Source organism: Brevundimonas sp. (assembly GCF_024711105.1).
GTDB lineage: Bacteria > Pseudomonadota > Alphaproteobacteria > Caulobacterales > Caulobacteraceae > Brevundimonas.
Genome location: NZ_JANJTL010000083.1, coordinates 1 through 12,237, shown reverse-complemented (window position 1 = coordinate 12,237; position 12,237 = coordinate 1). Strand labels below are relative to the sequence as shown.

12 protein-coding genes are annotated in these 12,237 nt (G+C 69.7%); 1 reads left to right on the top strand and 11 read right to left on the bottom strand.

Annotated elements, in window-relative coordinates; all coding sequences use genetic code 11:
• From Q0M60_RS06190 to Q0M60_RS06140, 11 genes are all read right to left on the bottom strand, one after another.
• The coding region (locus Q0M60_RS06190) for a sodium-translocating pyrophosphatase (protein WP_296817334.1) at positions 1-1,827 on the bottom strand (1,827 nt) is incomplete at its 3' end.
• 182 nt (positions 1,828-2,009) lie between these two features.
• Positions 2,010-2,399: a hypothetical protein gene (locus Q0M60_RS06185; RefSeq protein WP_296817333.1), complete on the bottom strand. Its 390-nt coding sequence runs from the start codon at positions 2,397-2,399 to the stop codon at positions 2,010-2,012.
• Positions 2,400-2,435: 36 nt separating this feature from the next.
• Positions 2,436-3,164, bottom strand: a complete 729-nt coding sequence (locus tag Q0M60_RS06180) for an RluA family pseudouridine synthase (protein WP_296817330.1) — start codon at positions 3,162-3,164, stop codon at positions 2,436-2,438.
• Between the two features lie 69 nt (positions 3,165-3,233).
• Positions 3,234-4,103, bottom strand: coding sequence for a toll/interleukin-1 receptor domain-containing protein (locus tag Q0M60_RS06175; RefSeq protein ID WP_296817327.1), 870 nt, complete (start codon positions 4,101-4,103; stop codon positions 3,234-3,236).
• An 18-nt stretch (positions 4,104-4,121) separates the two neighbouring features.
• Positions 4,122-4,571, bottom strand: coding sequence for a hypothetical protein (locus Q0M60_RS06170; protein ID WP_296817325.1), 450 nt, complete (start codon positions 4,569-4,571; stop codon positions 4,122-4,124).
• Complete coding sequence (locus tag Q0M60_RS06165) at positions 4,571-5,029, bottom strand: hypothetical protein (RefSeq protein WP_296817322.1); 459 nt, start codon at positions 5,027-5,029, stop codon at positions 4,571-4,573. The genes Q0M60_RS06170 and Q0M60_RS06165 overlap by 1 nt, the downstream gene beginning before the upstream one ends.
• Before the next feature lie 63 nt (positions 5,030-5,092).
• A complete protein-coding gene (locus Q0M60_RS06160) occupies positions 5,093-6,400 on the bottom strand; it encodes a replication-associated recombination protein A (RefSeq protein ID WP_296817319.1) in 1,308 nt (435 codons plus the stop codon).
• 61 nt (positions 6,401-6,461) lie between these two features.
• The gene (locus Q0M60_RS06155) at positions 6,462-8,078 is read right to left on the bottom strand and encodes a M56 family metallopeptidase (RefSeq protein WP_296817316.1); all 1,617 of its coding nucleotides are present in this window, start codon (positions 8,076-8,078) and stop codon (positions 6,462-6,464) included.
• Entirely contained in the window at positions 8,075-8,449 is a 375-nt protein-coding gene (locus Q0M60_RS06150) for a BlaI/MecI/CopY family transcriptional regulator (protein ID WP_296817313.1), read from the bottom strand. The genes Q0M60_RS06155 and Q0M60_RS06150 overlap by 4 nt, the downstream gene beginning before the upstream one ends.
• 104 nt (positions 8,450-8,553) lie before the next feature.
• A complete protein-coding gene (locus Q0M60_RS06145; protein WP_296817311.1) occupies positions 8,554-9,951 on the bottom strand; it encodes a Do family serine endopeptidase in 1,398 nt (465 codons plus the stop codon).
• A gap of 73 nt (positions 9,952-10,024) precedes the next feature.
• Entirely contained in the window at positions 10,025-11,224 is a 1,200-nt protein-coding gene (locus Q0M60_RS06140) for an ectonucleotide pyrophosphatase/phosphodiesterase (RefSeq protein ID WP_296817308.1), read from the bottom strand.
• Between the two features lie 107 nt (positions 11,225-11,331).
• Between Q0M60_RS06140 and Q0M60_RS06135 the strand changes: the two genes are divergently transcribed.
• Positions 11,332-12,225, top strand: coding sequence for an ABC transporter ATP-binding protein (locus Q0M60_RS06135; protein ID WP_296817306.1), 894 nt, complete (start codon positions 11,332-11,334; stop codon positions 12,223-12,225).
• Positions 12,226-12,237 lie beyond the last annotated feature (12 nt).

Sequence of the window (12,237 nt, the reverse complement as noted above, 5' to 3'; positions counted from 1 at the left end):
CAGCACCGCCACGAACAGGACGATCGGGGCCAGCACCGGAAGGAGCGACGGCACAATCATCTCGCGGATGGCCGAGCGGGTCAGGATGTCCACCGCGCGGCCGTACTCGGGCTTGACCTCGCCGGTCATGATGCCCGGGTTCTCGCGGAACTGACGGCGCACTTCGGCGACCACCGACTCCGCAGCCCGGCCCACGGCCGTCATCGACATGCCGCCGAACAGGAAGGGCAGCAGCCCCCCGAACAGCAGGCCGACCACGACGTAGGGGTTGGATAGGTCAAAAGCGACCTCGCCCAGACCGAAGAAGAAGGAGCCCACCTCAGCTTCCGAGGCGAAGTGCTCCAGGTCCGCGGTGTAGGCGGCGAAGAGCACTAGCGCGCCCAGGCCCGCCGAACCGATGGCGTAGCCCTTGGTGACGGCCTTGGTGGTGTTGCCCACGGCGTCGAGCGCGTCGGTCGACACCCGCACTTCCGGATCCAGGCCCGCCATCTCGGCGATGCCGCCGGCGTTGTCGGTGACCGGACCGAAGGCGTCGAGCGCCACGATCATACCCGCCACGCCCAGCATGGTGGTGGTGGCGAGCGCGATGCCGAACAGGCCCGCCAGCTGGAAGCTGGCGACGATGCCGACGATGATGATCAGCGCCGGGATGGCCGTGGACTCCAGCGAGACGGCCAGGCCCTGGATCACGTTGGTGCCGTGGCCCGAGACCGAGGCGTTGGCGACCGACTTCACCGGGCGGAAGCCCGTGCCGGTGTAGTATTCGGTGACCATGACGATAGCGGCGGTGACGGCCAGGCCGACGACGCCGCACCAGAACAGGTTCATCGGATCGACCGCGCCGGCGACGCCGGGGATGGTGATCGGGCCAGTGACCAGGTTGGTGACCACCCACCAGACCGCGCCGATGGACAGCACGCCGGTGACGATCAGGCCCTTGTAGAGGGCGCCCATGATGTTGCGGCTCTTGCCCAGGCGGACGAAGAAGGTGCCGATGATCGAGGTGAGCACGCAGACCGCGCAGATGGCGAGCGGCAGCAGCATCATCACGTCGACGTAGGGCTGGTCGCGGAAGAAGATCGCCGCCAGCACCATGGTGGCGACGGTGGTCACCGCGTAGGTCTCGAACAGGTCGGCGGCCATGCCGGCGCAGTCGCCGACGTTGTCGCCCACGTTGTCCGCGATGGTCGCGGCGTTACGCGGATCGTCTTCGGGGATGCCGGCCTCGACCTTGCCCACCATGTCGCCGCCCACGTCGGCGCCCTTGGTGAAGATGCCGCCGCCCAGACGCGCGAAGATGGAGATGAGCGAGGCGCCGAAGCCCAGGGCGACCAGGCCGTCGATGACTTCACGGCTGGTGCGCTCGAAGCCCATGGTCTCGGTCAGGACGAAGTAGTAGCCCGCCACCCCGATCAGGGCGCCGCCGGCCACGAACAGGCCGGTGACCGCGCCCGCGCGGAAGGCGATCGACAGGCCCTTGTCCAGGCTCTCGGACGCGGCTTGCGCGGTGCGCACATTGGCGCGGACCGAGATCAGCATGCCCGCATAGCCGGCCATGCCCGAAAGCACGGCGCCGATCAGGAAGCCGACGGCCGCCCACGGACCGATCAGGAAGAAGGCGGCGATCAGGATGACCACGCCGACCATGGCGATGGTGGTGTACTGGCGGCGGAGGTAGGCCGAGGCCCCCTCCTGAATGGCGGCGGCGATCTCGCGCATCCGCTCGGTGCCGGCGTTGGCCTTCATCAGGGCGGCGGTCTGAAGCGCGCCGTAAAGCACCCCCAGAGCGCCGGCCAGAATGACCAGCGGCAAGAAGAATTCCTGCATGAGTGTAGAGTCCCTCGTAGTCCTGCTCTGCGCGACGGACCCTTGGCGCGGCGCCTGAGCTTGGCCTTCCGCCTTCCGGTCCCCCCGTCCGCACCGGGCGCAGGATCGCGCCCCCGGGAAATGCGCGCGAAAGTGCCAAATGCGCGCGCGCGCTGCAACGGGGCGTCAGGCTTTTGTTAGGCCTAAGTGGGGCGAACGCCTGTCCGGCGCTGCGGGTCCTGGCTGAGGATCGAGACGCGTTCGACCACGCCGCGCCCGCAGATGGTGGCGGCGGCCGCCATCACCCATCCCGCCATGGGCCCCCCGTCGAGCCTCGTCCAGTCGTCCGGGAGGGTGAAGGGGCGCCGATGCGCCGCTCGCACGATGGAGTCCCGCAGGTGGGGGTCCTTGTCGCGCACCGTCATCGGATCATGGCCAGTAGCCAGATGCAGGCGGAATCGCACGAAGACGTAGTTGCGGATGCGCCCGTCGGTGATCACCGGCAGGCCGATGGTCGTCATGTCGAAGGTCGACGGCGTCGGCCGCTCCTCCTCCTTGGCGAGGCTTACGGTGATGAAGTCGCGGCGGCGCATGACTCCAAGCCATGCCCGAACAGGGTTAGCGCGCGGTTAGCGCAGGCCCAGCGCCGCCCTGACCGCTTCGAAGTCATCCGGCGGCGGCGCCTGGACGCTGCGCGTCCCGCCCTCGGGCAGCGGATAGGTGATCGCCGCCGCGTGCAGCATCAGGCGCGGCACGGCTCCGCCGCTGGCCGTCAACGGGCCGCCGTAGCGGACGTCGCCCAGGATCGGCCGGCCGATGGAGGCCAGATGCACTCTCAGCTGGTGCATGCGGCCGGTCAGCGGCTCCAGCTCGACCACTGCCGCCTCTTCATTGGCGGCCAGGGTCCGGTAGCGGCTGTGCGAAGCCTGGGCGTCCGGATGGCCGTCGGGGCAGGCGCGCATATAGGCCTCGCGCCCGATCTCCTCGCGACGGAGCGCCGTGCGGATGTCGCCCTGCCGGGGCGCCGGCGCCCCACCGCCGACCAGAGCCAGATAGGTCTTGCGCACCCGCCGCGCCTGCAGCGCCTTGCCGAGGAAGCCGGCCATCGGCTTGGTCTTCGCCGCCAGGATAACACCGGAGGTGTCGCGGTCCAGCCGATGGACCAGTTCCGGCCGCTTGCCGTTCGAGCGCATGAACGCCCACAGCAGGTCATCCAGCGTATGCGCCCGGATGCGACCGCCCTGGCTGGACAGCCCCGCAGGCTTGTTCAGCGCCAGCACCTCGGCGTCCTCGTGGAGCACCCACGACCGGACGGCGGCGACCTCTTCGGGCGGCAGGTTGACCGGGGCGCGAGCCATCAGGGCTCTTGGCCGAGCGCCGCGTTCGCGGTCAAGACGTCACGCAGCGTGGCGGACCCGCCCAGCTCCCTAACGAAGTACGCCCCGGCGGGTCATGACGTGGGCGTACCACATGAGCAGGGCGATGACCCCCCAGATGATCAGACTTCCGACCAGATTGAACAACGACGACGCGGCCAGCACGCCGGCCGCGTACAGATGGATGGTGCCGATGACCGAGCCCGCGAGCGAGACAGCCACGGCGTGGAACATCCAGCGCCGTCGCAGCAGCAGCAGGACGCCCGCCGCCGCCGAGCCGCCCGTGCCGGCCAGGGCGACAACGAGAGCCCACGGCGCCTCTCGATAAATCGCGCTGGCCGAGGCCGAAACGCCCATGTTTCGCTCGTAGCTCTCGGGCGCCAGCGCCGCCCAGGCCTGGACCGTGAACCCGAACAGGTTCCACAGCAGCAGGATCGCGCCCAAGACCCAGACGTGCCAAGGCACACCACGCACCCAGGTGGGGACCCAGGGGACCGCCGGCCCCGTCACAGGGTCCGGGCCACCCTCCTCCAGCCCCCTCACCTGACGGGCGATGCGGTCGAACACCTCCGCGCGGCCGTCCATCCAGTCGATCCACTGGGCGTCCTTGAACCAGTAGGACAATTCCGACGGCACGACCCGGGAGACGCGCAGCGGTATGATGGCCTTGCCGCCCTCGTCGGCGAGGATCAGCTCGCGCTTCACGTGGCGGCTGTTGTCGGCCTTGTCACAGAACAGGACCAGGATGGCGTCGCTGTCGGCCACCGCCGCCTTGATGGCGCGGTCGAAGGGCTCTCCCGGCTCTATGTCCCGAGGCGCGACCCAGCAGCCGACGCCGCGCCGCTCGAGCTCATCGACGACCTGGCTGGCGATCCGGGCCTTGGACGAATGGTGGCTGACGAAGAGACTGTGGTCCGCCACCGCTTCCTCCACCGGCCCTTAGCGGAGCACGCCCCGTTTCGACATGGTCCAGGCGTACCAGACGAAGAAGACGCATGCAGCCCCGATGACGATCTGCATCGGCCACATCGCGCCCATGACTTCCAGCCCGTTCGACATGCCGAAGGCGTAGATCGCCCCGGCGAGCCAGCCGAGGAACGAGAGCGCGAAGACGTGCGTGGCCCACTTCATGCGAAGCAGCAGAAGGATGGCGCCCAGCAACCCGCCCCACACGCCGATCGCCCAGGCCCCGTGAGTCCAGGCCGGCATGGCCTCGAAATAGGAGAGCTGCTCGGGCGTCATGCCCATCTGGGCGAACCATTCGTCCCGATTGGTCTGGGTCATGAAATAGTCGAAGCATCCGAAGCCGTTCCAGAGGGCCCCGACGACGCCGACCACCCACAGGTGCCAGGGCGTCCCGCTCACGACAGGCGTATCGGTCTCGCTCATCAGCGAAGCACTCCCTTCTTGCTCATGGTCCAGGCGTACCAGGCCAGGAAGACCGCGATCGCCGTGATCACCCACGGCATGAAGCCCATCGCGGCCATCTCTTCCGAAAACGGGGGCGGGTTCATGAACTTGCCGTAGATCAGGCTGATCACCGCGCCCAGGAGCGACAGGCCAAAGGCCCAGACCGCCAGCCGATTGCGCATCAGAAGCAGGATCGATCCCGCCACCGCGCCCCAGACGCCGAGGATCCAGGGTCCCCACATCCAGGTCGGCATGTCCATGTAGTAGGCGATCATGGCGTCGTCGAAGCCGGACGCGCGCATGTAGGCCTCGCCCTGCGTCGTGGTCATTATGAAGTCATAGGCGCCAAAGCCATTCCACAGCAGGCTCAGCACGCCGACCAGCCAGAGATGCCAGGGAACGCCCCCGCCAGCGGGGGCCGCAGTGTCTTCCGTCATCTTCCCCTCCCAAAGGACAGACAGGCTGCGAAGCTTACCGGACATTGTCGTTACGGCAACGGTTCATTCACCTTGCCGCTGGCGGCGCAGCTCGCGCCAATGGGCCAGGCGTTCCCTGACCCGGGCCTCGTGGCCCTGGTCGGTCGGCTCGTAGAACGTCCGGGCCTCCATCCCCTCCGGCCAGTAGTTCGCGCCGGAGAAACCGCCCTCGGCTTCCGGGTCGTACTGATAGCCCTTGCCGTAGCCGAGCTCCTTCATCAGCTTGGTCGGGGCGTTGCGGATATTGGCCGGCGGCATCAGCGAGCCCGTCTCACGCGCGGCCGAGGACGCCGCCTTGTAGGCCCGGTAGACGCTGACCGACTTGGGCGCCGTCGCCAGGTGGACCACCGCCTGGGCAAGCGCCAGTTCGCCTTCCGGCGAGCCGAGAAAGTCGTAGGTGTCCTTGGCGGCGTTGCAGATGACCAGCGACATGGGATCGGCCTCGCCGATGTCCTCGACCGCCATGCGCACGATCCGCCGCGCCAGGAACAGCGGGTCTTCTCCCGCCGTCAGCATGCGCGCCAGCCAGTAGAGCGCCGCGTCCGGGTCCGAGCCGCGCACCGACTTATGCAGGGCCGAGATGAGGTTGTAGTGCTCCTCGCGGTCCTTGTCGTAGGCCGGGGCCCGCTTCTGCAGCACGCCCGCTAGGTCGCCGACGGACATGGCCGCCTGGTCCGCCGGCAGGGCGAACAGGGTCTCGGCCAGGGTGAGGAGGTAGCGCCCGTCTCCATCGGCCATGGCGATCAACGCCTCGCGCGCGGCGGGCTCCAGCGGCAGAGGCCGGCCGGCCTCGGCCTCGGCCCGTTGCAGCAGCTGCTCGAGCGCCGCCTCGTCCAGCCGGCGCAGCACGAAGACCTGGCAGCGCGACAGGAGCGCGCCGTTCAGCTCGAAGCTGGGGTTCTCGGTCGTCGCCCCGACCAGGGTGACGATCCCCTCCTCCACGAAGGGCAAAAAGCCGTCCTGCTGGGCGCGGTTGAAGCGGTGGATCTCGTCGACAAAGAGCAGGGTCGACTGGCCCGCGGCCCGGCGCGTCCGCGCCGTCTCGAAGGCCTTTCGCAGATCGGCCACGCCGGAGAAGACCGCCGAAATCTGCTGGTACTGATAGCCCGCGGCCTTCGCCAGCAGACGCGCGATGGTGGTCTTGCCGGTGCCGGGCGGCCCCCAGAGGATCATCGAGGCCAGACGGCCGCCTTCGACCATGCGCCGGATGGGGCCGCCGGGACCCAGCAGGTGATCCTGCCCGACCACCTCCTCAAGCGTCCGGGGCCTCAGACGATCGGCGAGGGGCGCGTCTGGTGGATGGATGCCGGAGGCTTCGAACAGGTCGGACATGCCCGACCAGATAGGCGCATCACCCTTCCCGGGGGAAGGGTGATGCTCCAGGCGTCATGGCTTAGAGATCGCGCGAACGCAGCTCGTCGGCCTGGGCCTCCATCTGATCCGCCTGTTCGAGCAGGCGGGGGATCATGGCGCGCAACTCCTCGTCGGTGACCGTGTGGCCACGCTCCGCGTTTTCGCGGATCTGTTCGGCGCGGAAGGCCGGATCGCGCAGTTGCTCGGCCGTGCGGCGCATCTCGCGGGCGCCGGCGTCCATCTGGTCGGCTGCGCCAGCCAGGTGAACACGGGCGTCGGCCCGCGCCGCAGCGGCCTGGACCCGAGCGTCGGCGGCCAAGGCGCGGGCGTGGGCGGCGATTTCGCGGGCCTCGGCTCGATGCTGGGCCGCCATTTCGACCGCATGTGCGCGCGCCTCACGGGCGTGAACCCGGGCCTCTTCGGTGGCGCGACGCGCTTCGGCCAGCGCGGCGTCGACTTCGGCCCGCTCCTCGGCGGTGAGCGGCCGGCGCTGACCGTTGACGATCACCATCTCCCCGTCGACCACCATGTGCCCGGACTGAAACAGGGCCGGGAGGGCGGGCGGGGCGGGCGGCGCCGGGGGAGCGGGCGGCAGCGGGACCGAAGGCGCGGCCGGAGCTCCCGCGATGGGCGTCGGCGGCGTCGGCGCGGCCGGAACCGACGGCGCCGTCGGAGGCGCGGGTGGGGCCAGTTGCACGGCGGCCAGCGGCGTGGCGATGGCGATCAGGGCGCCAACCGCGGCGGCCAGGGCCAGCGGGCGCGACGGGGCGGACTTGGGCGTGGTCATGATGCGGGCGATCCTTCTCTTTAGGGAGCGGGCGGGACCGGTCATGCCGGTCGCGCCCTGGGGCGTAAGGGTGGAAGCGAGATTCAGCAGGGTGCGGGCGTAGGCGCCCCGGTCCACGTGGCGCAGGGCGGCGGCGTCGGCCGCATCCTCGGTCGCCGCGGCGAGCTCAGCGTGCAGACGCCAGACCAGCGGATTGAACCAGAACAGCGCCAGCGCGACGCGCGACAGGGTCAGGAAGATCCAGTCGCCGCGCCGAAGGTGGGCGAGTTCGTGGGCGAGGACGGCCGAAGCTTCCTGCGGCTGGGCGAGCTGCCGGGACCCGATCAGGATCACGCCCGGCGGCAGGCCCCAACTGAGGGGCGCAGGCGCAGCGGGCGAGGCGATCAGGCGAGGCGGACGGCCTGATCCCTTCAGGCGACTCAGCGGCTCGGTCCAGGCCGGATCGCGGACCTGACGGCCCGAGACCGTCCAGCTCCATAGCGTGGCCAGCCCAAGGAGGAACCGTCCCAGCACCAGGAGCGCGCCTATGGCATAAGCGGCTCCCAGCAAGGCGACCGGCGAGGGATAGCCGACCGAGCCCGACAGGGTCACCCCGGCCACCGGCGTGACCTCTCCCGCCCAGGCAGGGTCGGAGGGGACGACCAGCAGGGTTTCCGGCGCAGGCGCGGCCGCCGCCACGGGCGTCGAGATCGTCAGGTCAGGCCCAAGCAGGGCCATCACCGGCAAGGCGAGGAGCAGGCCGACGACCGCACGGAGGACGATCACCCGGTCGGTCGCGGGACGCCGGCTCAGCAGCGCGGCGAGGATGAGCCCGGCGCCGGCCACCAGAACCGACTTCGCCAGCAGTTCGAGCAACAGGGAGGCGATCACGACTGACGCTCCTCGGCTTCTTCGATCGCGCGTTTGAGCGCCTCGAGCTCTTCCGGCTTCAATTCGTTTGTCAGCCCGAGCAGCGCGGTCGCCGCGCTGGCCGCCGAGCCGTTGAAGAAGGTCGCCACCAGCCGCTGCAGCGCGCCGGTCGCCAGGGCCTCGGGAGCGGGCGCGGGCGAATAGAGATAGGCGTGCTCATCCGCGCGGCGCGCCACCAGCTTCTTGGCTTCGAGCCGCGACAGCAGGGTGCGAACCGCCGAATCGCTCGGCTCGCCGGTCATGGCGCGACGAACGTCCGCGGCCGTCGCGGTCTCCAGCCGGCAAAGGATTTCGAACACCTCGCGCTCGCGCCGGGGCAGGCTCTCGATCACGGCCGTCTCCTGTTCCGCTACATTTGTAGCGCTACAGGAGTAGCGAACCGTGGCTGAAATGGGGCGGGCTGGATTAAGCTTCGGTCATGCAGGCCGCGCCGGATTCAGAACCTGCCAGTGACCTCACGGCCGTCGCGCACGATGGTGACTTCCCAGGCGCGCTGGGGCTGGTTGAGAAGCTGCTGCAACTGTCGCGTGGAAGTGACGCGCTGGCCGTTCAGGCTGCGGATGATGTCACCGCGCCGGAAGCCCGCGGCCGCGGCGTAGGAGCGGCCCGAGACGCCCGCCAGAAGCACGCCGCCCGACACGGGATCGACTCCCAGCTGGTCCGCCAGAGCGGGCGACAGGTCTGCGACCTGGGCGCCACTGAAGGGGTTGCGTCCCCCGAGCACCACGGTCGCCGGCGTCGGATCGCCCGGCGGAGCCTCGGCCTCCGCCCGCAGCGTCGTCTCGCGTCCGTCCCGGAAGACCGTGAGCTGGAGCGTATCACCCGGGCGCGCCACGCCGACGCGATAGTTCATCGAGGCCACGTCCTCGATCTCCACCCCGCCGATCGCGGTGATCACGTCGCCCGCCCGGACCCCGGCGCGGGCGGCAGGCCCATTCCGATAGACATCGGACACGATGACGCCACGGGGACGATCCAGCCCTAAACGGCGGGCCTCCTCGGAGGTCACGGCCTCGGCGCTGACGCCCAGCCAGGGGCGGACCACCGCGGTCTCTCCGCCCGCGGCGCTTTCTACCACCCGGCGCACCATCGAAGCCGGCACGGCGAAACCGATCCCGGCCGACGTCCCCGACGGCGACAGAATCATGGAGTTGATGCCGATCAGGTCACCGTCCATGTCGACCAGGGCCCCGCCGGAATTGCCCTGATTGATGGCGGCGTCGGTCTGGATATAGGCGCCCGCGCCCTCCCCGCCCGTGCGGTTCAGAGCCGAGATGATCCCCGAGGTGACCGTCTGGCCGATGCCGAAGGGATTGCCGATGGCGAGCACCAGGTCGCCGATCTGAAGCTCGTTTTCGTCGCCGATGGCCACCACCGGCAGGCGTTCGCCGCCCGTCTCGAGCCTGAGCACGGCCAGATCTGAGCGGGAGTCCTGGAGGATGATCTCCGCCGGGAACTCCCTCCGGTCATTGAGCGTCACCAGGATCTGCTGGGCGCCGTTGATGACGTGATTGTTGGTGACCACGATGCCGTCGGCGCGGACGATCACGCCCGACCCCACAGACTGGGCCACGCGCGTCCGGGGCGCGCCGCCGCCGAACATCTCGAAGAAGGGATCACGCTGGCGCACCAGGGTGCGGGCCGAGATGTTGACCACCGCAGGCGCCGAAACCTGGACCACCGGCGCGAAGGACGCCTGCATGTCGCCCTGGGTCTCGGGCGGACGGCGGGTCGGCTCAGCCAGTCCGCCGCCATCCTGCGCCCGGGTGTCGCTCGGCTGTCCGCAGGCGGACAGCATCATGGCCAGGGCGAAGACGAGGCGTGACGGCTTCATCAGGGACTCCCCGAAAGGTCTCAGCGATCTCAGCACAGCGAACATCTGGGGCGGCATCGTGGCGCCGCAAGGCCTATCGGAGCGCCGGGGCCGTGTCGGCCAGCCGCCCGTCGCCCGCCGGGACATCGATTCCGAGCAGACGCCCCAGCAGCGGCTGCACATCGACGCTGTCGACGTCCGTCAGCCTGACTCCCGAAGCGAAGCTGGGTCCGCTGGCGATGAACAGGGCGCGCATCTCGGGCGCGGCGTTGTCGTAACCGTGCGCGCCGCCCGTGACGCGCATCGGATCGGTCCGGCCGCGGGTTCCTATGGTCCAGCCGACTTCGGCCATGCAGATGATGGCGGGGATTCGCGGGTGCGAGCCGAATGCAAGCCGCTCCGGAACCTCGCCCTTTCGCCAGCAGGACATGTGAGGGTGCTCGCCGAGTAGCGCCGTCTCGACCTCAGCGACCTGCTCCGGTTGGGGATCGAGCCCGGCGAAGGCCCCCCAGCCAACGAGGGTGATGGCCGTGGCGGGAACGAGATCGTCCAGCCAGACGATCCTCTCGCCCGAGACCTCGGCCATGCCGTGATCGGCCACCACGACAAAGTCCGCTTCGATCCCTCGCGCGGCGAGCCCCTCGAGCAGTCTGCCCACGGCCGTGTCCACCTCGACTAGCGCCGCCTCCAGCTCCTGGGAGCCAGGCCCGTTCCAGTGACCGCGCGTGTCTACGATGTCGAAATAGAGGGTGGCGAACCGCGGCCGCTCCTCTGGTGGGAGGCTCAACCAGCCGAGCAGGATGTTCACGCGCGCCAGCGACGTCAGGCTTTGTTCGAAGGGCAGCCAGTAGGTCGGACGCACGCCTCCGATCGGCGCCTCCGATCCTGGCCAGAACATCGTAGCCGTGCGGATTCCGGCGCGTTCGGCGGTCACCCAGATCGGCTCGCCGGCGTCGTACCAGACGCGGTCCATGACCTCGGCCCTGTCGCTCAGGCGGAAGGTGCGGCCCGGAAGTGACGCGTCGGTCATGGTGTTGTAGACCAGACCGTGGTGGTCGGGGTGGAGCCCCGTGGCGAGGGTGTAGAAGTTCGGGAAGGTGACCGTCGGATAGGAGGGCCGCATGCCGCCCTCGGCCGTCGCCCCGGCCTCCGCCAGCCGCGCCAGATTGGGCGTCAAACCCCGCGCCAAATAGTCGGCGCGGAACCCGTCGATCCCGATGAGGATGAGCGGTCGGGCCGCGGCCGGCGCCGCCACGGCCAGCAGCATCAACGACAGGAGCAACAGACGACGCATGGGGCCCTCCTAGCCTGCGCTCACGACATGTCCGTGACCGGTCGCATGGACAAGGTTTAATCCGCGAACGCCTTGTCGCCCGCCCCGCGCCCGGCCAAGGTCGGCCCATGACCGCGATCCTGACGGCGAGCGCACTCACCAAGACCTACGGCGCGGTGAAGGCGCTGGATTCCCTGGACCTGCAGATCGAGCCCGGCGGCGTTTACGGGGTGCTGGGGCCGAACGGGGCGGGCAAGTCGACGTTGTTCCGCATCTGGCTCGGGCTGGTGAAGCCGAGCTCCGGCCAGATCACGGTCATGGGCGGGCCGCCGGGGGCGCCCCGCCGCATCGGCTCCATGATCGAGACGCCGCGTTTCCATCCTTTCCTGACCGCGCGCGACACCCTGAGGATGCTGAGCATCGCCGGCGGCCTGAAAGGCGAGGCCGCCGAGATCGACGCCCTGCTGGATCGCGTCGGCCTGACGGAGGCGGCGGGCCGCAAGGTGAAGGGCTTCTCGGTCGGCATGCATCAAAGGCTCGGCGTCGCCGCGGCGCTGCTGGGCTCGCCGTCCATGGTCATCCTCGATGAGCCGACCTCGGGCATGGATCCCATGGGCATCAACGAGATGCGCGCCCTGATCCGCTCGCTCGCCGACCGGGACGGCGTCACCGTCGTGCTCGCCAGCCACCAGCTGGCCGAGGTTCAGAAGATCTGCGACCGCGTCGCCATCCTGAACAAGGGCCGCCTGGCCGCCGAGGGCCGGGTGTCAGAACTGATCGGCGGCGCCGGCGGCGAACGTCTCCGGCTTGAAGTATCGGACCCGGCCGCTGCGGCCGGCGTGATCGGCGGCTCCGCCGAGGTCCAGGACCGCGTCGTGATGGTCCGCATCCCACGCGCCGAGGCGCCTGAGCTGATCCGCCGGCTCTCCGCGGGAGGCGTGGACATCTTCGAAGCCCGCTGGGTCGGCGCCGACCTCGAGGCCGTCTTCATGCAGGAAACCGGAGGCCAGGATGTTCGCTGACGCCGTCGCCTC

What these genes read in the sequence shown, in the direction of transcription:
- Q0M60_RS06185 (WP_296817333.1), bottom strand. Translation starts at nt 2,399, where the DNA reads ATGCGCCGCCGCGACTTCATCACCGTAAGCCTCGCCAAGGAGGAGGAG.
- Q0M60_RS06180 (WP_296817330.1), bottom strand. Translation starts at nt 3,164, where the DNA reads ATGGCTCGCGCCCCGGTCAACCTGCCGCCCGAAGAGGTCGCCGCCGTC.
- Q0M60_RS06170 (WP_296817325.1), bottom strand. Translation starts at nt 4,571, where the DNA reads ATGAGCGAGACCGATACGCCTGTCGTGAGCGGGACGCCCTGGCACCTG.
- Q0M60_RS06165 (WP_296817322.1), bottom strand. Translation starts at nt 5,029, where the DNA reads ATGACGGAAGACACTGCGGCCCCCGCTGGCGGGGGCGTTCCCTGGCAT.
- Q0M60_RS06160 (WP_296817319.1), bottom strand. Translation starts at nt 6,400, where the DNA reads ATGTCCGACCTGTTCGAAGCCTCCGGCATCCATCCACCAGACGCGCCC.
- Q0M60_RS06145 (WP_296817311.1), bottom strand. Translation starts at nt 9,951, where the DNA reads ATGAAGCCGTCACGCCTCGTCTTCGCCCTGGCCATGATGCTGTCCGCC.
- Q0M60_RS06140 (WP_296817308.1), bottom strand. Translation starts at nt 11,224, where the DNA reads ATGCGTCGTCTGTTGCTCCTGTCGTTGATGCTGCTGGCCGTGGCGGCG.
- Q0M60_RS06135 (WP_296817306.1), top strand. Translation starts at nt 11,332, where the DNA reads ATGACCGCGATCCTGACGGCGAGCGCACTCACCAAGACCTACGGCGCG.